The organism is Anaerobiospirillum sp. NML120448 (assembly GCF_023050945.1).
In the GTDB taxonomy this organism is placed as follows: Bacteria; Pseudomonadota; Gammaproteobacteria; order Enterobacterales; family Succinivibrionaceae; genus Anaerobiospirillum.
Genome location: NZ_JALKIM010000036.1, coordinates 1 through 23,354, shown reverse-complemented (window position 1 = coordinate 23,354; position 23,354 = coordinate 1). Strand labels below are relative to the sequence as shown.

Sequence of the window (23,354 nt, the reverse complement as noted above, 5' to 3'; positions counted from 1 at the left end):
GCACTGGCGCTGTCCTGATAGCTATGGAGCCGTAGCCATGGTCATGGCCATAGCCATTAAGACTTCACTCATAAGCAAGCTAAGTAGTAATAGTGGCTATTACTTTCTACTTATATAAAGCTCTTTACCTTTAAGGTAGGTAAGTAAGGTTTAGTTGGCTGAGTAAGGGCTACACTATTAAGTTAAGCATCATTATTGTGTATGGAGTAGGAGGATAGAGGTCTAAGAGCAGCTTTTAATAGTAGTTTGGAAAAAAGTTTGAGGCTTTATTAAAAATAATAATGGGGCATTTGGTGGTTTTTTAAGATTTTGTCAAAATAATATGCTTTGAAAAAAGGCATAATTAAGCCTTTTTTGAAAAAAAGTTAAAATTTTTTAAAAAAATGCTTGCTTTGCTTAAATATTTAAGTAAAATAGCACCCCGTCGGTTCGATGCTGTAAAACAAAACGAATTGACCAAGGTACTAATGAGGCAACGCCGTAATGGGTTGTTAGCTCAGCGGTAGAGCAGTGGACTTTTAATCCATTGGTCGAGGGTTCGATCCCCTCACAACCCACCATTAATATCTTGTATCTTGTCTGGGTCGTTAGCTCAGTTGGTAGAGCAGCGGACTCTTAATCCGTTGGTCGCGGGTTCGAATCCCTCACGACCCACCATTCAAGATAGAAAATCCCAAACATGGGTCGTTAGCTCAGTTGGTAGAGCAGCGGACTCTTAATCCGTTGGTCGCGGGTTCGAATCCCTCACGACCCACCATGTTATGGATGCTTAGCTCAGTCTGGTTAGAGCATCTGCCTTACAAGCAGAGGGTCATAGGTTCGAGTCCTATAGCATCCACCATTATTAAAAAAAATCCTATAATGGGTCGTTAGCTCAGTTGGTAGAGCAGCGGACTCTTAATCCGTTGGTCGCGGGTTCGAACCCCTCACGACCCACCATTATGGATGCTTAGCTCAGTCTGGTTAGAGCATCTGCCTTACAAGCAGAGGGTCATAGGTTCGAGTCCTATAGCATCCACCATTTTTTTTGAAGAACCGCAAGGTTCTTATTTTTTATCCTTTTGTTGTATCTATCAAAATATTAAACAAAAGCACTCCCATCCTTACCTTTCATAATTTCCAATTACCTGTTAGATGCCTGATCAGGCTCATTGCTTATCTTTTTCCTTATATTGCCAACCTTAAACCATAAATTGTTGTCTGCTAAGGGGCTCTTAATGGTTAGTGGTTAATAGTTCGTGGCTATGTGAATTACATTTATGTCCATAAAGCTATACCGCTACTAGAACTACTATGGGCTAAGTGTTTAGCTTAGTAGGACGCTTTACGCTGTACACAAGACTTGCTGCCACTAGTGTAGTGGATAGTGTAACAAAGGTGCATGAGTATGCTTTCTTTTAGCGGTTAGTGCTGTGCTTAGGTATTTAGTGGTTAATTGGAAGCTTACCCTGATAATGAGCTATCGTGGTCTGTAACTGTTAGGGATGGTAGGAGTGTTAAGAGTGATTGGAAGCTGAAAGTTTGGTCTGGTGGTAGGGCGGATATAAAAAAGCCAAGCTCAAGGCTTTAATCTAAGATGACTAAAGGTGCTTGAGCTTGGCTATTATAGGTAATTAATTGTATTTTTTGTGTGCCTTGGGGCGTGGTGCTATTTAACTGGTGGTTGCTGGTTGGCGCTCACAATCTTCATAGCAGAGCTGATTAAGGTGCTCATGTCGCCCATGTTAGCAGGCACGATTAAGGTATTATTAGTACGGGCTAACTCATTAAAGGCAGTAATGTACTTTTCTGCAACTTGTAAGTTAACAGCTGTCATACCGCCTTGAGCCTGGGTAGCATCGGCAACCTTGCGTAAAGCTTCAGCTGTTGCTGTAGCAATGGCTAAAGTAGCAGCAGCTTGACCTTCGGCCTTATTAATTTCAGCCTGCTTTTCACCCTCAGAGCGAGCAATAGCAGCTTGCTTTTCACCAGTAGCTAAGTTGATTTGCTCTTGCTTACGGCCCTCAGATTCTGCAATTAAGGCACGCTTTTCACGCTCAGCAGTAATTTGTTGCTGCATAGCCTGTAAGATAACAGCAGGAGGGGTTAAGTCCTTAATCTCATAACGTAGTACTTTTACACCCCAGTTTAATGCAGCATCATCAATAGCTGAAACAACCTCAGAGTTAATAACATCACGCTCTTCAAAAGTCTTATCCAGCTCCATACGACCGATCACAGAACGTAAAGTGGTTTGTGCTAATTGAGTAATAGCAATTACATAGTTGGAAGTACCATAGCTAGCACGCATTGGGTCGGTAACTTGGAAGAACAACACGCCATCAACGCTAAGCTGGGTATTATCACGAGTAATACATACCTGAGCAGGGGTATCAAGAGGAATTTCCTTTAATGAATGACGGTAAGCTACATTATCAATAAAAGGAATAATGAAGTTTAAGCCTGGGTTAAGTACAGTTTTAAACTTTCCTAAGCGCTCTACAACCCAAGCAGATTGCTGAGGCACAACTTTAATGCCCTTATAAGCAAAGACAATAGCCAGAACAATAAAGACTAAAGCTAAAATGAGCGGCGCTGGTATAAAGTAAAAGATATCCATAGTTTTCTAAGAGTATGAACTACTCTTCTCCTTGGTATTTAATGTAATGACAGTCAATAGAGTCTGCTAAGATTTAAGGTTTTGGTTCATTTTGCTATGAGCTAGCGTTGTCGCTGGCGTTGTCGCTATTCTTCTTTTCTGGGTATTCACTAACTTTTGTGCCTAAAATTAGTTGAGTACCATTAACACTTTCAATGAGAAAAATGCCAGAACTTAAAGAACCTTCGCTGGCAAAGGCTTGCCATTCTGCACCACGATAAAGAACTTTAGCTGAGCCGTCAGCATTAATATTGTCAGGCTGAACAGTAACTCTTTGTCCTATATCTAAGACATTGTTAGAATTGTCTTTAGGTGATTTAAGCTTTTTACGTAGATAAAAGCTTAAGATGGATGCAATCATAGTAACAATACCAGCTACTACAGCTTGCTGAGTAAAAGTTTGCTCCATATAAGCACTAATACCACCTGCAATAGCACCTAATGCTAAAGCAACTAAGTAAAAGCTCATGGCATTAATTTCTACAATTAATAGCACTAAAGCTACGACAAACCATCCAATATAGTAAATAGTCATAAAAAACCTCGGGCCAAAATTAATTAGGGATTAGTTCTTATTTCTTTCTGTTAGAGATAATCAAGCTCAAGATTTGCATACCAATCATAATGGCAAAGAAGATCATGCCTTCAACTGGCGAGCCATTGAGTAAAAAGATAAAGAGGCAGAAGATACCAAAGATACCAAAAACAGGATTAGGCACTTTCTTATTTCTTTTAATGTTTGATACTTGGTTGTTAATAGGTCTAGTTTTCGTCTCTTTAGCTACGTTACGAGGGGCTGTTTTTCTAACATTCTTATTCTGGTAATTACCAAAATTGTTATTAGTAGTGGCAGTGCTACTGCTGCTACCAAAGCTGGAGCTATTGGCTAAGCTGGCGTTGTTGCTACCAAAGCTTGCGCTGTTATCAAACATGTTGTGAGCACAGCTAGCTTGAGTGATCTGTTGACTACACTCATTGATACCACTAGTAATGCTGCTCATGGTATTTTTGTGTTGCTGTCTAATCTTATTAAAGCTTTGCTGTGGAGACTCTAAGGTGATAGCACCGCCATTTAGTTTTTGCTCAGCTAGCTTCTTATTGATAGCAGCATTATGGGCAGAATTTTTGTGAAGTTCTTGGATAAACTTGTCAAAATCGCCATCAATAGGCTCAAAAGGCGCATCTCTTTTCATAAAACCCAACCTTAATTTGTAATTACACTTAAGCTCACTGAGCCCCTTAAGCTTACCGAGCTTTGTTGTTAGCTATGAAAGTCTACAATGTGAGCCTTATATTCTTAATATAGCCTTAAGAATTAGATTCTAATTAATAAAGCTTAGCATAGCTGTAGGACGTTTAATTTTATTTTTAGCTATTTTGCGGTTTTTTGCACTAAATCGATAAGTTTAAAATAGTCAGAGTTAAAAAAATCCCTCCTTGCCTAGATAATACAAAAAAGCTTAAGAAGCTAGACTGTACCTCAAATATCAGATATTTATGATAAAAGTGTGAAGCTTGTGCTTGCAAAAATTTGAAATTTACTTTTCGAAAAATGAGTTATGGCTAAGTCTTTTTGATATAATCTGCGAAATTTTAGTTAAGGAGGCATTATGCTGCGCATCGTTGAAGAAGCTTTAACCTTTGATGATCTTTTATTAGTTCCAGCACATTCTACAGTGCTCCCAAATACAGCTGATTTAAGCACTTATTTAACCTCCAACATCAAGATCAATATTCCGATGATCTCATCGGCTATGGATACTGTGACCGAGGCTAACTTAGCTATTGCTTTAGCTCAAGAGGGTGGTATTGGTTTTATTCATAAGAATATGCCAATCGATCGCCAGGCTGAAGAGGTTTTACGTGTAAAGCGTTTTGAAAGTGGCATGGTAACTAAGCCAGTAGTAATTCATCCTGATGCTACCTTAGCTGATGTCCGTTTCTTAACCTCTAAGTATGGTTTTGCTGGCTTCCCTGTAGTTGATGCTGACGATAACCTTTTAGGTATTATTACTGGTCGTGATGTACGCTTCCTAAATGATAATTCATTAAAAGTTGTTGATATCATGACTCCAAAAGAGCGTTTAGTAACTGTTCGTGAAAACACCGCTCGTGAGGAAGTTATTAAGTTAATGCAAGAGAACCGTATTGAGAAGGTTCTTGTAGTTGACGATGCTTTCCACTTAAAGGGCATGATCACTGTTAAAGATTTCAACAAGGCAGCTAACAAGCCAAATGCTTGTAAAGATGCTTTAGGCCGCTTACGTGTTGGTGCTGCTATTGGTGCAGGTCCAGGCAACGAAGAGCGTGCTCGTGCCTTAGTAGAAGCTGGTGTAGACGTATTATTAGTTGATTCTTCTCACGGCCATTCTCAGGGTGTTTTAGACCGAATTTCCTACTTACGTAAGACCTACCCAGATCTCCCAATCATCGGTGGTAATGTGGCCACTGCTGAGGGCGCTATAGCTTTAGCTGAGGCTGGCGTGAGCGCTGTTAAGGTTGGTATTGGCCCTGGTTCTATTTGTACCACCCGTATGGTTACTGGTTGTGGTGTTCCTCAGATGACCGCTATTTCTAACGCTGTTGATGCTGTTCGTGGTAGCGATGTTAAGGTTATTGCTGACGGTGGTATCCGTTATTCTGGTGATATTGCTAAGGCCTTAGCTGCTGGTGCTCACTGCGTAATGGTTGGCTCTATGTTAGCTGGTACCGATGAGGCTCCAGGTGAGATCGAGATTTACCAAGGTCGTTCCTACAAGTCCTACCGTGGCATGGGCTCTTTAGCTGCTATGTCCAAGGGCTCTGCTGATCGTTACTTCCAGACCGATAATGCTGCTGATAAGTTAGTACCTGAGGGTATTGAGGGTCGTGTAGCTTATAAGGGTGCTGTACGTGGCATTATCCATCAGCAAATGGGCGGCTTACGCTCCGCTATGGGCTTAACTGGTTGCGCTACTATTGAAGAGTTACGTACCAAGTCTCAATTTGTACGTATTACTGGTGCTGGTATGCGTGAGTCTCATGTTCACGATGTAACCATCACTAAAGAAGCTCCAAACTATCAGAGCCGTTAATTTAATACTATCTTAAGGCATTATCCTCCTTAGATAAAAGCAGCCTTAAGAGCTTGCTTAATAGCCCCAGCAGGATGTGTCTATCCTTACTGGGGCTAATTATTTTTAAAAGCTAAACTTTGTAAGGTACAATAATTTGTCCCTAGGTTAGTTTTTAAAAAAATCTAGCTTTTATCCTTTATTAATTTTCATTTAGGTTGTCGCTACATGGCCAATATTCATTCTGAAAAGATCTTGATCCTTGATTTTGGATCACAGGTTACACAGTTGATTGCTCGTCGCGTAAGAGAAATCGGTGTTTATTGCGAGATCTATCCTTTTGATGCTGATGTCGAGCGCATGAAAGAATTTGCTCCTCAAGGCATTATTTTATCTGGATCTCCAGAGTCAACCACTGAGGCAGGCTCTCCACGCGCTCCAGAGTGGGTATTCAATGCAGGTGTACCTGTATTGGGCATTTGCTATGGACTTCAGACCATGTCCGTACAATTAGGTGGCAAGGTAGAAGGATCAGACAAGCGTGAGTACGGCTATGCTGCTATGGACGTAGTAGCACCATGTCCTTTATTTGATGGTTTAACCGATCACGAAGGCTTAAAGAAGCTTGATGTATGGATGAGCCATGGCGATAAGGTTACCGCTATTCCTGAGGGCTTCGTAACTGTAGGTTCTACTGACACTTGCCCATATGCTGCTGTATATGACGCTAAGCGTAACTTCTACGGTGTACAGTTCCACCCTGAGGTAACTCACTCTAAGCAAGGTGGTGAGTTCTTACGTCGTTTTGTTATCGATGTATGTAAGTTACATGGCTTATGGTCTCCAAATGCCATTATTGATGATGCTGTTGAGCGCATCCGTGCTCAAGTTGGCTCTTCTAAGGTGCTTTTAGGCTTATCAGGTGGTGTTGACTCTTCTGTTACTGCCTTATTATTACACCGTGCTATTGGTGAGCAATTAGTATGCGTATTTGTTGACAATGGCTTATTACGCTTAAATGAAGGTCAGCAAGTTAAAGAAATGTTTAGCGGTTTAGGTCTAAACATTGTTTATGCTGATGCCAGTGAGCGCTTCTTAAAGGCTTTAGAGGGTATTAGTGATCCTGAGGCTAAGCGCAAGGCTATTGGTCATACTTTCATTGACGTATTTGCCGATGAAGCTCGTAAGCTTGATGGTGTAGATTTCTTAGCTCAAGGTACTATTTATCCTGACGTAGTTGAGTCTGCTCAAACTAAGTCTGGTAAGGCTCATGTTATTAAGTCTCACCACAACGTAGGTGGTTTACCAGAAGATCTCAAGTTCCAATTAGTTGAGCCTTTACGTGAGCTTTTCAAGGACGAAGTTCGTCGTATCGGTGTTGAGTTAGGTCTTCCTGTCAAGATGGTACAACGTCACCCATTCCCAGGCCCAGGCCTTGGTGTACGTGTATTAGGTGAAGTTAAGAAAGAGTACTTAGATTTACTTCGCCAAGCCGATGCTATCTTTATGGAAGAGCTCAATAACAGCGGTTGGTATGATCAGGTTAGCCAGGCCTTTACTGTATTCTTACCAGTAAGATCAGTAGGTGTAATGGGCGATGGCCGTCGTTATGATTACGTAGTTTGCTTACGTGCCGTAAAGACTATCGACTTTATGACCGCTAAGTGGGCAGAGTTGCCTTACGATTTATTAGGACGTATTTCCAATCGTATTATTAACGAAGTTAATGGTATTTCTCGTGTTTGCTACGACGTATCTGGCAAGCCACCAGCAACTATCGAGTGGGAATAAGATTTAATTAAGTTGAAATATACTTAATAAGAGCTCCTAGCCTTGCAAAGAGGTTAGGAGCTTTTTTTATGTGCCTCTTACCTACCATTAACCTGGCATTGACCTGCCATTGATAAGCTTTTAGGTGAGGACATGCCCATATCAAAGCTTTTTGTCAGCTAATCTTTTGTACGCAATGTAAGAGCGCAGCAAAAAGAGCTTACTTGATTGCTATGCTAAAAATTGCATTAAAACAGAAATTTGCGCTCGATTATAGTGCATGATACAAGCATTAGTATTGTTAGAAATATGAGTTATGGCACATTTATTAAATTAAACTAATATTTTAGATGCTTTGTAAGCTTCGGGGTGTTTAGGCATAAAATCTATATGCTAAGATCATAAGGATAAGTCTGGGTTCCATCCAAGATTAATAGCAATAGCAACGTGCTCATTTAGGCTGCTATTTTATTTTTACCACACGTGCTCAAGTTTACTTTTATTAGTCAAAAGCTTTTATAGAGCTTGCTGCAATCAATCAATCGATAAACAAGGAAGATATATGTATCCTAAAGTCGTTCCTATACCAGGTAATATCGAGCTGGTTCAAAACTCTGGCATTCAATTTATCGACTTTGATGTCATGCTCGATTGGCATATTAATGATAGTCATAATATTTTAAAAATATTGGACAAAGTCAAGTTTTATAACAAAGATAATCAACTTGGCTTCTTAGCGCCAAAGTATCCTTTGAGCGATACTCAAATCGAGTACGAAGATGTTAACCCTGATAAGGATGGCAATAGTGTTAATGTAAATGAGTGTAATCTAAGTTATAAGCTTAGTGAGTCTCTAAAGCTTTTTGACGGCGTGTGGTTTCCTTTGCCTTTTTTCCGTGACGAATGTACCAAGGATAACCTTGGCCCTACTAACTGGGCCCGTGCTCGTATTGTTAAAGTCGATGATCCTGTCGCTATTAGTCAGTATCGTAAAAAGCACAAAGAGTCTTTGAATGGTGCTGATAGGAAGTATGATTCTGTAACAAATAATAATGGCTTCAACAATGACGACTCTAATGAGTACAAGTTAGCTATACGTGAATCTAATGCTAATAATGACAATAGTGATGGCAATCTTAAAGATGGCGAGGAGTATTATCGTGTAGTTTTAGCCTTTGATACTAAAACTTATGATAGAGACGTTGATCTTAACTATTTTGCTCCTACATCAATGGATACTGAAAATGGTCGTCTCTTTAGGTTGTCTTATAAGGACTCAAATTGCATTAATTTTGTTAATGCCAAGGCCGCTGAGGGTAGAGAGCCTTGGGTAGATTTATGGCTTAAGAATATCTTTTCAGATCTTTATAAAGAGCGCATTAAAAACAATATTAACCAAGGTGAGCTTAACAAAAAGATCGAAGATAAGAAGGAGCACCAAGCTCATTATTACAACTTATTGATGTTCTTAGGTTTTATTATCGATGTAAAGCCTGTAAAGTTCATTCCTAATAGCATTAAAACAGCTACCACTGGTAATTCTGTTATTGATGTGTCTTTAATTTTAGATATTGGAAATGCACGTTCTTGCGGTATTTTAGTTGAGGACGATAACTCAGTAACAGCAGCTGATGATAGCTTTAAAGGTGTTTATCCTTTAGTAATACGTGATCTCAATGCTCCAGAGCGTGTTTATGATCAAGCCTTTAGCTCTCAAATAGAGTTTAGCCCTGCAAACTTTGAGTATAACAACCTTTCAGATAACTCAGGTCGTGTTGATGCTTTCTCTTGGCCATCTTTAGTGCGTGTAGGTAATGAGGCTAATAACTTAGCTGCCCTTAAAGTTGGTAATGAGGGTATGACTGGCTTAGTGTCTCCAAAACGTTATTTATGGAGTACTGACCGTCTGCAAAATACTCGCTGGGATTTTAACCCTTACTCTTATCAAATTAAGAGCGATGGCTTAAAGCAAAAGCAAAGAGAGGCAGCAGGTCGTTACCGTGCTCATATTAATAGCATGGGACGATACTTTGCCTCTAATGGTAAGGCTATTTTTGCTCTTACTGATGAAGATTATGATAGAGATAACACCAAGTCTCTGTATTCATATAATTCAACTACCACTTTCATGATCATTGAAATTCTTTTGCATGCTTTAACTCAAATGAATTCGTATGCTTTAAGAAATAGATCTTCTTACTCCACTACCCCTCGCCGCCTAAAAGCCATTATTTTAACTACTCCTCCTTGCATGTCCATTGAGGAAAAAGAGCTGTATCGTTCCTGTGTTTATCAGGCTATTGGTATTTTGTGGAAGAGTCTTGGTTTTGATAGGACCAGTCCTAGTGAGTTTTCCTATATCACCGCATCTAATATGCTCAATAAGATAGCATCAGGTGAAACCTTGCCTCAAATTAATCCTCCAATGCCTGAGGTTCATATGGACTGGGATGAGGCTGAGTCTGGTCAGGTGGTATATGTCTATAATGAGAGTGTTAAGACCTTTGCAGGTCACTCTAACACTTTTATTAAGTATTTACGCCGTCCAATGGTTAACCAAAGAATTGGCGAGAAGCTAAAAGATGCAGATGGTAAAGAGCTGTACTCTGCTCGTATTGCCTCTTTAGATATAGGTGGTGGTACTACTGATTTGGTGATTAAGGACTACACCTTTAAAAAGGATGTTCCTTATATCTCAGATGATATTGTGCCTGTAGACATCTATAAGGATGGCTTTAAGATCGCTGGCGATGATGTTATTCACGACATTATTAAACAATGCATTTTGCCTCGTCTGGCTGTGCCTTTTGCTAAGAACAATATTCCATACAAGCCTATCTTTGATCGCTTAGTAGGTGACAGTAATACCGAAGATTCCAGCACGGCTGTACTACGTACCCAATTTACTCAGCAGATTTTAGTAAAAATCGCATATAGACTTATGTTCCATATGGAGCATTTAGATCCATATGCTCATAGCACTATTGTAATGGGTACTGTGGCTGACTTTATTTTTGGCAAAGAGAATAATAACAGTCTCCCTAAGAATGTAAAGCGTCCAGAACCTTATAAGCTCCCAAGCAAAGAGGTCTTAGACTATGTTGATATGGTCATTGGCGAGACTTTTGAAAACTTCTCTATCATGAACTTTAAATTAAAGTTTGATATTGCCAAGATCAATCGCACCATATTAGAAGGCTCTAAGTTCGATATTTGCCGTGTGCTTAACAAGTTAGGCGAAGTGTTAACTACTTTTGACGTTGACTTATTATTGCTCACTGGTAGATCCTCTAAGATCCCTGCTATTCGCTCTTTCTTCTTACAAAGATTGAGCCTACCAAGCTCACGCATTGTCTCTATGCATGATTATCGTTGTGAGTCCTGGTATCCATTCTTACTGGGTGGTGAGGTGATTGGTGATCCTAAGACCACTGCGGCAGTAGGTGCTCTTATTAGCTATCTACGCTTTACTCACAATAAATTTACTAACTTTAGATTTAAGTCTATACCTTCTATTAAAGGCAATAGAGCTCGCTTTGTTGGCATATTGGATAATAAGAGCCACATTAGTGAGGAAGCAGTACTTTATACCTATGAGTCACCTGAATCTCAAGCTAATCAGGACTCTAAAGATGTCGAAAATTATGAGGCTAAATTCATGCGCTATCAGGGCAAGAATGATGCTTCCAAGAAAAACAATGATGATTCTTTCCAGGCTCCTTTAGCTTTAGATTTAGGCTATCGCTTACTTGATGATACTGATTTTGAGGCCAGCCCTCTTTATATTATTGAGGCCTACAATTCGGTTGATGATAACAAGGAAATTAAGAAAGCTATTAATTTACGCTATAACTCTCTTGAGCGTAAGGAAGTTTTAGGACTCATTAACTCTCTTAGCCTTAATGCCGATCGTAAAAAGGTCATTAAAGAGGAAGCTATAAAATTATTAGATGAACTTGAGGGCGGTACTCGAGAGAATCTTGATAATTATAAGGCTAACTTGGAGAACGAGTTTAAGAGCAAAATCCAAGCTCAAGTTAGTGCTGAGATGGGACCTGTTCCAACCCTGGAGAACACTCCATTACCTGAAATTAAGAAAAAGGGCTTTAATCCTTTTAATAAGGTTGATCAAGAGGCCTCTCAAGCGGCACGCCAAGCCGAGTATGAAAAGAGGTTGGCTCAATTTACACAAGATTATCAGGCTCGCTGCCAGGCTTTATTCAATCAGAACTACCAGCAGTATGTAGAAAATGCCTATGCTCAACTAGAGCAGAGTGCAGGCAATGCTGAGAGTAAGCTTTATGACTTGCTTGATAATAGTATTGATGAGAACTTGAATGAGGCGCGCAAGAAAATTGCTAAAGAGCTTGCTACTTTAAGTGAACTACTTAAGAAGCGTGTGAAGTTTGATATTACTTTAAAGGTAGTAAATGGAGCTAATAGCCCATATCCAGTACCTTTTATTGCTAAAAACTGTCCTAATATCAGCCATGTGGAAACATTTGAGCTTGAGAGCGTGCTTGACGAAAGTGGCCATAATTATGCTCACATGTTCCGCATGTACTTAAAGACCGTAACTGGTGAGCGTATTAAGTACTTTATGAACAGTGGTTCTATTGATATTGAAGGTTTAAACCCTCGTAATATGATTTAGTCTAAGTTGAGGCCTAACATGCAACAACAATTATTTAACGCTGCCCACGCGTCTAAATGGGCCGCTTCTTGGATCGAGCGCAATAAGGTTTTTGAAAGCGACCTTCAAGATAAATCTGCCCAAATGCAGCTGGAGCTTGATCAATCAGTACTAGCTTTAAACGCTGCTGTTAATAATGTAGCTAATCGCCCAACCATTGCAGCTTTTGGTGCTTCTCAAGCTGGTAAAAGTTATTTAATCTCAAAAATGGCTGCTGGTGATGAGTCAATTTTAAAAACTCATTGGGATGACTTTGAGATTGACTTTATTAAGCATGCTAATCCTCAAGGAGATAATACTGAGGCTACTGGATTTGCTACCCGATTTACTCATAAGGTAGCACAAGCTCCTGAAGGATATCCTGTTGAGCTTAAGATTTTCCATGAAATAGATGTAGCTATGATTTTGGTTAATGCTTTCTTTGAGGAAATTGACCAAAAAGATGTAGTTTTTACTCAAGATGAGCAGTTTTATATCAACCATTTAAACTCCTTGCAAAGTTATGTTGATACTAGTGCCAAGGCTCAATATCTTGCTATGGATAAGCAAAGTTTAAGTGCTTTAGGCGAGGATAATCCTGCTAATTCTTTAGACTTTGCCCATGCCTTTAAGGCTGAAAAGGTACAGGGCCGTAAGATTACCGTTGGCAATACCGTTGAGTACAACTATATTCAAGTAGAGGAAGTAACAGCTTTTGCTGATTATGTAGCCGATCACTCTAAAGCTAAAATTGGCTCTTATAATGATATGCCTACATTTTGGGCATTATTGCGTGATACCTTGCCTTTTATGACTTTAGAAGGTCGTATTAAAGCTTTAAGTATATTCTGGAAAAACTTAGATGCCTTTAATCAAATTTATCGTTTATTAGCCTCAGAACTACTAAAGTTTAAGGGCTATACCAAGATTTTTGCTGCCAAGGAGGCTTTTGTTTCTTGTAGCAAAGACAGTGGCGATCAAGCTCAAAAACTAATGCAAAGAGAGGGCGGCACTATTATGCATATTTCTCTTTTGAGTGATATGTTTAACACTCAAGAGCAGATTCCTTGTGCTTTAGTGTCTGCTAACCTTGGATTTAACGGTGTCTATGAAATTGATGAGGAAATTAATGTAGGCATTGCAATTTTAGCTGCTCTGTCTTTAGAGTTATGTTTTGTGCTTGAAAATCATGGTGAACTCGATGATTTTGATGTACTTGATTTACCAGGAGCTCGTACAAGAAATCCTAGGGACATGAATGCAGAAGTGAAGGACAAATCTGATTTTTTCCGTCGTGGTAAGGTAGGTTATTTATTTGAATACTATTCAAATAACAATGCCATTGACCAATTAGTTTTTTGTATTGGCGTAGATTCTCAGCAAAATGTTGATGATGCTTTTCAAATCTTAAACTCATGGATTAAGAGAAATATTGGTAAAGACGCAAAGAGTAGAGCTAAAGTTTATAATCCACTTACTATGGTATTAACTCGTTTTGACCAGTTGTTAAGCTCTTGTTGTAACAATATTATCGGTGGAACACCTATTAATGTTCGTGGTGTAAAAGATAAGATTATAGAACGTTTGGATAAATTTGATTGGTTCAATGAGTGGATCCCTGGCCAGCCATTCAATCGTATCTTTTTAGCTCGTAAGCCAAATTTAGGAAAACATGCTGTGAATTGGCTAGATTTTGATGATAAAAAGAACGAAATCGGCCTTAGTAGTGATATGACAAATTATATTGAGGAAACTAAGAAAGCTTTATTAGGGATGGATGTGCTTAATAAGCACATAGCAAATTTTGATCAAGCTTTAGATAATGTGCTTATCCTCAATGATGGCGGTGTTTCTAAAATTGTTGCAGAAGTAAAGAGCAATTCTTTATCTCAAGCAGATCGTGAGTCTTTGCAGTGCAATAAGCCATTTAATTTAATGCAACAAGTGATGTCTGAGTTAGGCCCTTTTGCTACTCGTGATAGTGCTGTAGCATTAGAGAAGGCTAAAAAAGCAAGTAAGGAGCTAGCCTATGGCTTATTACAATGTAATGCCCTTAGCCCTTGCTTTGATTTGCTGCGCTCTTTATTAGAGTTGCCTGAGGATAGTTTGGTTGATATTTACAGCCAAAACTTTACTACTGGCTCAAATGCTCAGCGCTTTGTGCAATTTGTTTGCATGGAATACCAAGAGAACTTATCTACCTTATGGCGTAAAGACAATACCTATCTGTCCAACATTGCCGATAATGTAGTTAAAGCCTATCGCAAACAATTGCCTGCTTTTGAGGTTGATCCAAACCAAAGAAATTATTTCCCACTGTGCTTTAATGACGTGGAAAATCGCTTTAAGACCTTAGATGAGCTCAAAGCCGATATTATTAGCTTGTTTAATAAGCTTTATATTGAGGTAGGTAAGGCCTTTAACTCCTCTGTGGTTAACCTTAAGAGCTATATGGTGCAAGTACTGTTAGATCAGGAAAATACCTCTGAGGGCTTTAAAGACTCAGTTAAGAGCCAAGTACAGTTATTAAGCTTTATCTTAAGTGACTTTAATCTTTATTTGGGTGCTAACTTATTGCCATCCAATGAGGATAAGAAGGCCTTAGAAGCATTGAAAAATAGTAAGCTTAATGAGCAAAGTGCCAGCGTAGCCCCAGCTTCTGCTGCCGCCCCAGCTGCTCCTGCTATTAATCTTATTTCAGATAGCCTTGATGACCTTGATGACTTTGATGATGATAATGACTTTACTGTAAGAGGAGCTACTCCTAAGAGTGCAGCAGCGCCCGCTCCTGCTAAAAAGGCTCTTAATATTCCTGTGGGTAATATCAACCCATCAGAGTTTGCTATGCATGTGGCACAAAAGGGTGGTGTCCTTGGCTATGAGGAAGGCCCTGTTAACTCTTTTGTCCAAAAAGACAATTATGTCGTAATGGATGCTAATAAGAGTGACCATAATGTCTTTAGGCATGAGTATGCTGTTGATGAAACAGGTATTTTGCCTCATCTTAATGAGACTTCAAGGAATTTTGAGTTTAATTTAGTAAGTGATTATGCTGCAACCTTGATGTATATGATGTGTCAGGTCAATGTTTTATCAGAGAACAGATATAAATTCACCTCTGATGAGAACCTCTTATTGTGCCGCATTTTAAGCACTATGGAAGCTGTTTAAAGTAGTTAAGTTGCTTTCTTAACAAACTAGCTAACATTAAGGGCCCAACATTAAGTTGGGCCCTTATCAATAATATTAAATCTATAATATGAGCACTCTTACTCTATGAGATAAGATGCCTTATTGGTAGTTTTCAACAAGATTGTATATGGGACGGTAAACAATTAATCTGAATTTATTTAAGCTTTTCCTCTCAAGGGGCAGATTAATTGTTTGCAGTTCCTAAGTTGCTTTAGTTAAAAGATAGATTGGGGAGATCAAGTAATGCCAGAAGTATTTGGAGTAGCACGCTTTAGTTCAAAAGGCCCTGGAAAGGGTAAATTTACTATTGATCGTTTTGGCTCAAAACTCAAAGACCTTGGTGATTATAAAAATAATGGTATTGAAATATGTGTTTCTAAGGAGTCCAGAGAGCTAGCTGATTGGAGGGAGTTGCATAAAGATAATATGGAGGATGGCTTTATCAAGATTAACAATGTTAATGGTGATAAAGGACGCAATAACTGTTTTAGTTTTGATGTAGATGCAAGTGTTGTTGATCCTATGGCTTGGGATTCTAAAGGTATGTATATGCTCAAGCTCAAAGGTGTTAGTGGCACTATCTATCAGTTTGCTGTTGAGACTGATACTATGCCTTCTGCAAGTTCGGCTGGTTTTAGAAAAGCAGAATCTACCCCTGATAAAAGAACTTTTGCGAATAAAGTTGATGTTGAGCCTAAGTCCAAGGAAGCCCCTGCTAGCAATGCTAATTTAGATAGCTCTAAAGCTAATAGCGGTGCCAACCTCAATGGTGGTGTAGCCTCTGGCGCTAATAACTTTGGCGCAAGCGCTGGTGCAAGCGCTGGCGCTGGGGCAGGTGCTGGCTTTGGCACTCCAGAGTTAAAATCTACTCCATCTTACGATAGCCTAAAGGCTAATAGCGCAGATCCAAATCATAATTTAGCGGCAGCTGTAGATAATGCTAATAAAGCTGCGGCTAATGCTAATGCGGCGGCTGCTAATGCAGCGGCAGCGAACAATAACAATAAGTCTATTTTCATTATGAAGATAGTAGGTATTGTTTGTGTGATTTTATTGCTTATTGGTGCTGCTCTTTTTGTTATGAATTTAATGAAGGGTAACGCTGGTGCTAGCGCCCCTGTTGAGGAGCCTCAAAGCAATATCAATCAGGCTTGTTCTTTAGAGCATGCTAAAGGTGATGATAAGGACATCATTAACAATTGCTTACAAAGCAATCCAACTGCCGATGACTTAAACTATCTCTTAGCCAATGCTATGAAGCAAGACCGCTGCGAGATTGTGTTACGTGTTTTAAGAACCAAGGGCCGTGCTGCTGATGGTAGTACCTATGCTTATGTTTACTCTCAGTACGCAGATCCAAACAGCTCTTATAAGAGCAAGTGTATTAACAAGAGCCAAGATGATGCTACTTATTGGGCTGAGCGTGTTAAATCAAACCAGTCCTTTAACCAAGCTCAAGCTGATGAGCTCTTAAAGTCGCTACAGTAAGCACTGTTAATAGTAATTAATATTGAACCCACCTCACCTACGTACCTAAATACCGTGATGCCACGGTACTTAGGTACTATGGCTAAGGCTAAGGCCAAGGCAAATGCCTTTGGCCAGGGCCAATAGCTCTGGCCATGGCCATGGCCAGGAGCTTGGAGGTGGGCTTTAGAGTTTAGTTTGCAGAGAATGATATAAGCATTTTGGGTCTTTTGCCTTAGCTTAATGAGGCTCAAAATTCTTATAGGATTTTCTTAGGCCATGAGGATAGTTATGAATAAAGCTCATAAAATCTCAACCTTGATTAAGTGGACACAAAGAAGTGCTTGCTCCTTAGCTTTAGCTGCTCTTGCTTGTCAGAGCGTAGCCTTAGCTGATAACAATAGTAAGCGTGAGCCTTTATTAATGGAAGGCAAAACTACTTTGTATCAACGAGTACTATCTACTCCAGGTTGCAAATTACATCAAAAACAAGATGGCTCTGATCAAGGTCGTGAAGTGCCAGCTTTAAGCCAATATTATGTCTATGGTGATTTAGGACAAGTCTATGAAGTTGGTCCTAATGCCTTAGGTAATGTGACTGGCTATTTAAACAAGTCATGTGTTGTGCCTTGGAAGATGCAATTAGCCTTGCTATTTACCAATGCTGCTAATCGTAACCGTGCTTTAATCTTTGATGAGGAAAGTGCGCTTGATAATATTATTGACAGCGAAGATGGTGCTGAGCAATACAAAAAGCTTTACGATACTGTAGCCGTAGGCAATCACGCTCAAAATGTTATCTCTATTGAGCCTGAGGAGTACGTAGACTATCAAAAGAGCTTCTATTTATTGCCTATCTTAAATAGCGTTGAGAGCATGTATCCAGATGGCTCTTTTGTTTATAAACATGAAATTGCCTCTATTACCTCAAAAGAGGCGCAAAATGTCACTAACGCTACTGCTGCAACTAACTCAAGTGGCACTCAGGACAATGCTGGCTCACAATTAGTGATTAAAAATGAGGCTCCTGGTGCGGGCGCTGGTGCAGACGCAGTCGCTAATGCTAATGCAAGTGCCACAGGCAATAGCAATGGGGCGCAGGGGCATGGGCAAGGCGCTGAGCCTGCTATTGTGGGCTTTAAGTCTGCGGTAGTGTTTGTTATTGATTCGTCAATTTCAATGCGCCCTTATATTGAGCGTACCAAGCAAGCTATTAACTCTATTTATAAGAGTATTGAAGCTTCTAACTTAAACGACAGTGTTAATTTTGGTATTGTGTCTTTCCGTGCTGATGTGCGCAATGTTCCAGGACTGGAGTACACCGCTAAGATGTTCTTACGTCCAGGTGAGGTTAACAATGCCAAGGACTTTAATGCTAAGGTAGCAAGTTTAGACCAGGCTAAGGTTTCTAGTGCTCAATTTGATGAGGACTCTTATGCTGGTATTAATTTAGCCCTACAGGATATTAATTGGAATGAATATGGTGGCCGCTATATTGTTCTGATTACTGATGCGGGCGCTATTGATGCCAATGATAAGCAAAGCTCCACTAAGTTAGATGCCAATGCCTTACGCTTAGAGGCTGAGCACTATGGTGCAGCTATTTATACCTTACACTTGCTTACTAATTCAGGCAAAAAGAATCACAAGCATGCCAAAGATCAATATGAGGTCTTAAGCTATAACCAAATTTTAGGCAAGCCACTGTACTATCCAGTAAACGCAGGCTCAGTAGAGTCATTTGGTAATATGGTTGATACTTTATCCAAGTCTCTAACTAACCAAGTGCAATTAGCTACTATGGGTCAAATGTCAGCAGGTTCATCTTTGTCAGCTACTCAGGAAATACAAAAGCCGCAAAGTAATGACCAGCAAACAGCCGAGCAAGAGGAAAACTTAGTTGACGATAGCCGTAAACTAGGCCTTGCTATGCAGCTTGCTTATTTAGGACGTGTTAAAGGTACCGAGAGCCCTGAGTTCTTAAAAGGCTGGATGGCCGATCGTGACGTGGACGACCATAACAAACAAGTATGTACCCCAATTGTGCTGGTAAACCGTAATCAGCTAAGTGATTTATATACTTTGGTTAAGGGCGTATTAGAGTCTGGTATTGCAGGTCAGCTCTCTAGCGATGACATGTTTACTCAGTTAAAAGCTTTAGCTGCTCAAATGGGTCGTGATCCTAATCAGCTTTCTAAGAGCAAGAGTATTAGCGATATGGGTATTATGGGTGAGTTATTAGATGATTTGCCTTATAAGTCTCTAATTAGCAATATTACTCCAGAGGATTGGTATAACTTAGGCTCCCAAGAGCAAGAGCGTATTGTTAGAGCTTTGGAAAACTCTTTAAATTACATTCAGCATTGTTCTGGCGATAACGATCGCTTTATCAAGCTCAATGAAGAGGCTGATAGCTCAGAGGAAGTTTATCCTATTCCTTTAGATGCTTTACCATAAAGCTTTGCTATAAGGTAAAGATTTTGCTGATATTAAGCCTAGTGTGTGATCATGCTAGGCTTATTCGCATATATAGGCTCGCTGTGAAAAAAAAACTGCGCATAAAATAATGAGCGTATTTTTTTATAAAAGAGTACAGTGCCTGATTTTTTGTATCTATGATGAAGATAGTTTATCTTTAATTATGTTTAAGCCATAATTAGCAAGTCAACTACTCCATTCATCAAGAGCAGATGTAATTTTTAGTAGCCAAAACAAGCAAGCTAAATTGAGATCGGATAAGCATGTTAGAAATTAAAGGACTGAAAGTTATACGAGGTGACTTTAATGTTGCCTTACCTGAGTTATATATTGCTGATGGGCAATGTGTGGCTTTGTGTGGCGTGTCTGGTTCTGGCAAATCAACTTTAATGGAAGCTATAGGCTTATTATCTCCTTATTTATCTTTAGATAATTTTATCCTAGACAACATAGCTGTTGACGAACTAAGTCCTAAAGATCAAGACGCTTTGCGTATTAGTGAAATTGGTATTATGCCGCAAGTAGGTGGCTTATTACCTTTCTTAACTATTCGTGAAAATATTGCCTTGCAAATTGAGTTGGCTTTAAAGAAAAAAATTGTTCCTGTTTATCCTAATATTGCTCAGGATAAACCTATACCGAATACTACAGTAGCGCTACAAGAGGCTCATGAGCGCTCGGCTATGCAGCACCAACAAGCCCAAGAGCTAAAAAAAGAGCAAGGCTTACGTAAAACCAAAAAGCTGTTCCGCCGCTTTAATAATGGTTTGTTGCCAGTAAAGTTGGTCAATGAAAAGCTCGAAAAAGAGCATGAGCAAGCTAAAAAACATGAATATGTAAGTCCTTATGAAATGATGGTTAAGGACATGGAGCAGGTGGGGGACAGTATTGATGCCCATTGTTTAGATGGTGCCACTGTCAATTCACAAGAAGAGCAAGATCGCAAGCTAGCACTGATTCCTAAAAAGAAGCGTCACTATGCTCGTTCCATAAAGATTTCTAATGAATATACCAAAGAAAGAGTTCAGTCCCAGTTTGATTCTTTACATACTTATATCGATCGCTTGGGATTAACAGATCATTTAGATAAACTGCCACATGAGCTCTCTATTGGTCAGCGTCAACGTGCTTTATTTATCCGCTCCATTGCTCATGGCCCTAAATTATTGCTTATTGATGAGCCTACCTCAGCTTTAGACCCTGATAATGCTAAGGTGCTCTTTAAATTAATTGAAGAGATAGCCAGTCAAACCCATATTAGTGTTTTGATTATTACTCATGATACTGAGGCAGTAAGTAATTATTGTCGCTATGAGTACGATACTGTTAACTCTAAGCCTGAACATTCAGTGTTTGTCAGTGCTCATGATAATAGGGTAGACGCTCAGCTTGATAGCGTCAGGGATCAAGATATTACTCTCATGGCAGAAATGACTATTGATTATCCTGCTGCTAGTGGCTTAAACCGCTCTTATAATGAAATTAGTGTTAATAATACTGTGCAAAAGAGTGAAGACAATGTCTATCATGAGATTGTGCATATATTTGAGCATAATAGTGGTGAGCACTTAAATAATGGTTACGCTTATGAGCAGGGGCACCATTTACATTATGGCTATGCCCATCATACCAATCACTACCATAACAATATGCTTACTAATCTAGAGGCTAATGACTATCAAAGTAAAGTTTCTAAGCATTTAGGTGGCTATACCAAAATTAATGATCGTATTAGCCATTACTCAACCCCTATAGACCGCTTGCAGACTTTGCTTAGAAAAAACAATAGTCAGAATGAAGATAAATCAGGGAGGGACGCATAATGCACTGGAGGTTGGCTTATAAAGAGTTAACTTTTGACCGCATGATGAGCATTTGCCAAATAGCGGCTATTGCTAGCATTATTGCGCCTTTATTGCTCTTGTTTTCTTTACGTTACGGTATTTTAGAAGAGCTAAAGAACAACTTAATGAATGATCCTAAAGTACTCTCTTTAACTTTAGATACTTCATACCATCTTAATGAAAATTTCTTTAATCAACTACAAAATAATAAACATGTAGGTTTTGTTATTCCTGAGATTACTGCTCTTAACGCCATAGTGGACATCAAGTTTCCAGGAGGAGTAAAAAGAGTTGAAGTGATCCCAACTAAGGTAGGCGATCCTATTGTAGTAGGTTCCTCTATTAGCTATCACACAGAAGAACAAGCTCTTAAGAATGATGAGGTTTTTATTAATGAGAGCTTTGCTTTTCAGCGTGATATTAGAGTGGGAGATCAAATCAATGTCGTAGTGTCTCGTACCCAACAAGGTAGAAGGCAAGCTAGTACTTTAAAAATGACGGTCAAAGGCATTATTAACCAGCGCTTTGTTAATGATGACTGCATTTTAGTTAATATGAAAGTATTAGATGCCATTGATTATTACCGTAATGGTTATGATCCTGCTTTGTTAACTAGTGGTAATTATGAAAATGACGCTGAGCGTATTTACGCTAAATTTCGTCTCTATGCTAAAAGCTTAGATGATGTTACTCCTTTGTATTACTACCTAGTAGAAAAGCGCCTTAATGTTACCTCTAAGATGCGTGATATTGAGAATGTTAAAGCCATTGGTAGTGTGCTGAACTTTGTCTTTGGTGTAGTTGCTAGTGTTTCCATTGTAGGAGGCATTATTGCGCTAGCAGGATTAATTTTAAGCTCACTTAAAGCTCGTAAACGTAATATCGTGCTCTTACGTCTTATGGGACAGACCTATAATGATATTTATCTTATTGTCATCATAGAGTCTCTAATTGTGGCTACTATTGGCTTTGTGCTGGCTTTTATGCTCTATTATCTTGGCTCATGGGTATTTAATTATTACTTTGAAAGCATCTTAGTAGGTAGCGTAGTAAGTAAGTTAACTCTGCTCCATATTGCAGGTTTCTTATTTGGAACTTTCTTACTCTCTGCTCTGGTAGCCTTAATCGCAGCTAAGTTTGTGATCTTAAAAGTAAATATTTCCGATGTCCTGCGCCAGGCCTAATAGCCTGTGCTAGGCATAGCTGCCTGCGCTAGGCCTTATGGCCTAGCCCAGCCAAACTGAGCTGCGCTGCAATTAGCCTGGCTAAGCCAGGCTAAGGCCAAGCTTAGCCATAGCGCACTTAATTACTACAATACACAGTGCAGCGTAGCTCAGTACGGCACGGCACGGCACTGTAAGTCAGTGCAGTGCAGTGCAGTGCTGTGTAGCACTAATCATAGAGTAGTATTTAATCTTTTGGGGCTAGTGACCTGTCAAAGGCTCATCTGCCTATTGGAAAACTAATTATTTAGCACTGAGCTAAAACATCCTTGCTTTGTGCAGAACACTTTACTGCGTAAACACGTTTTACTGCAGCTTGATATTTTCATAATAAGGAGAACTCTACAATTAGCCTATGTAGTGCCCTTAAGGACTTTCTAGCCTTAATAGTTAGTTGTGCTCTTAAGCCTATTATTTTTTTTGAAAAAACACTGGAAAACCATAGCCTAATGTTAGCCCGTGCTGCTTAACCCCATAAGAAAGATCAGTGATATCAAGCCCAGTTTAGCTAGCTCTCTTGCAAGCTCTTGCAAGACAGGGGAGCCATGTGATCTCTTGTGAGCTTGTGAGCGCTCTGGATAGTACTGGTCGGGAGATGGGATGGGATTGTAGGACATAAACGGTAGAACTGTGCAAGCAAGCAGCCAAGTAACCAAGTCAGCAATAAATCAACCAATCAATCAAAGGTGGTTGTGAAACTACTTATAGTTAAGTTTAAAGGAGCAGGTGGTAGGTAGATTGGTTTGGTAGTAGTCTTGATAAAACCGGCTAATTTAGGCAGAGGGGGATAAATTTGGGTCAGAAAGAGCGCTATTTTGGGGCAATAATAATAATATTTCTGACAACCAACAAATATTCGTAAGATTCTCATCTTAGGTAAAGATAAGATGCATATCGACCGACATTAAGCGCTGGTTGAACAAAATGTGGCAAAATCTTGTAAAAACACCATCGACAAAACTACACTATATTAACCTTTATGCAAAGTAAATATGTGATATAAGTCACATATAGTTT

The 23,354-nt window shown here is 39.4% G+C and carries 11 protein-coding genes and 6 tRNA genes; 14 read left to right on the top strand and 3 right to left on the bottom strand.

From position 1 onward, the window contains the following. The first annotated feature begins 485 nt into the window (after positions 1-485). The 6 genes from MXE38_RS07370 (at position 486) to MXE38_RS07345 (ending at position 1,021) form a co-directional block, all read left to right on the top strand. Positions 486-560 (top strand) — tRNA-Lys (locus MXE38_RS07370). Between the two features lie 21 nt (positions 561-581). Further along, positions 582-657 (top strand) — tRNA-Lys (locus MXE38_RS07365). A gap of 24 nt (positions 658-681) precedes the next feature. After that, positions 682-757 (top strand) — tRNA-Lys (locus tag MXE38_RS07360). A gap of 6 nt (positions 758-763) precedes the next feature. After that, positions 764-841: transfer RNA gene (locus MXE38_RS07355), tRNA-Val, on the top strand. Between the two features lie 22 nt (positions 842-863). Beyond that, positions 864-939: transfer RNA gene (locus MXE38_RS07350), tRNA-Lys, on the top strand. A gap of 4 nt (positions 940-943) precedes the next feature. After that, positions 944-1,021, top strand: a tRNA-Val gene (locus MXE38_RS07345). A 627-nt stretch (positions 1,022-1,648) separates the two neighbouring features. On the opposite strand, the gene MXE38_RS07340 is transcribed toward MXE38_RS07345, so the two are convergent. The 3 genes from MXE38_RS07340 to MXE38_RS07330 form a co-directional block, all read right to left on the bottom strand. Beyond that, positions 1,649-2,599 carry an SPFH domain-containing protein gene (locus MXE38_RS07340; RefSeq protein WP_246913589.1) on the bottom strand — a complete coding sequence of 317 codons (951 nt, stop codon included), beginning with the start codon at positions 2,597-2,599 and terminating at the stop codon, positions 1,649-1,651. Between the two features lie 94 nt (positions 2,600-2,693). Beyond that, on the bottom strand, positions 2,694-3,173 hold the full coding sequence (locus MXE38_RS07335; protein WP_246913588.1) for an NfeD family protein: 480 nt from the start codon (positions 3,171-3,173) through the stop codon (positions 2,694-2,696). Positions 3,174-3,210: 37 nt separating this feature from the next. Continuing rightward, positions 3,211-3,831 (bottom strand): hypothetical protein, encoded by a 621-nt coding sequence (locus MXE38_RS07330; RefSeq protein ID WP_246913587.1) that lies wholly within the window; start codon positions 3,829-3,831, stop codon positions 3,211-3,213. A 417-nt stretch (positions 3,832-4,248) separates the two neighbouring features. Between MXE38_RS07330 and guaB the strand changes: the two genes are divergently transcribed. From guaB to MXE38_RS07290, 8 genes are all read left to right on the top strand, one after another. After that, positions 4,249-5,712: an IMP dehydrogenase gene (gene guaB, locus MXE38_RS07325; RefSeq protein WP_246913586.1), complete on the top strand. Its 1,464-nt coding sequence runs from the start codon at positions 4,249-4,251 to the stop codon at positions 5,710-5,712. 207 nt (positions 5,713-5,919) lie between these two features. Next, a complete protein-coding gene (gene guaA, locus MXE38_RS07320) occupies positions 5,920-7,482 on the top strand; it encodes a glutamine-hydrolyzing GMP synthase (protein ID WP_246913585.1) in 1,563 nt (520 codons plus the stop codon). A gap of 541 nt (positions 7,483-8,023) precedes the next feature. Next, positions 8,024-12,115: a virulence factor SrfB gene (locus tag MXE38_RS07315; protein ID WP_246913584.1), complete on the top strand. Its 4,092-nt coding sequence runs from the start codon at positions 8,024-8,026 to the stop codon at positions 12,113-12,115. An 18-nt stretch (positions 12,116-12,133) separates the two neighbouring features. After that, positions 12,134-15,304 (top strand): virulence factor SrfC family protein, encoded by a 3,171-nt coding sequence (locus tag MXE38_RS07310; protein ID WP_246913583.1) that lies wholly within the window; start codon positions 12,134-12,136, stop codon positions 15,302-15,304. A 264-nt stretch (positions 15,305-15,568) separates the two neighbouring features. Beyond that, a complete protein-coding gene (locus tag MXE38_RS07305; RefSeq protein ID WP_246913582.1) occupies positions 15,569-16,813 on the top strand; it encodes a hypothetical protein in 1,245 nt (414 codons plus the stop codon). Positions 16,814-17,083: 270 nt separating this feature from the next. Continuing rightward, entirely contained in the window at positions 17,084-19,249 is a 2,166-nt protein-coding gene (locus MXE38_RS07300; RefSeq protein WP_246913580.1) for a vWA domain-containing protein, read from the top strand. 284 nt (positions 19,250-19,533) lie between these two features. Continuing rightward, positions 19,534-21,093 carry an ATP-binding cassette domain-containing protein gene (locus tag MXE38_RS07295; protein WP_246913578.1) on the top strand — a complete coding sequence of 520 codons (1,560 nt, stop codon included), beginning with the start codon at positions 19,534-19,536 and terminating at the stop codon, positions 21,091-21,093. Further along, entirely contained in the window at positions 21,093-22,298 is a 1,206-nt protein-coding gene (locus MXE38_RS07290) for an ABC transporter permease (RefSeq protein WP_246913576.1), read from the top strand. The genes MXE38_RS07295 and MXE38_RS07290 overlap by 1 nt, the downstream gene beginning before the upstream one ends. The last annotated feature ends 1,056 nt before the right edge of the window (positions 22,299-23,354 follow it).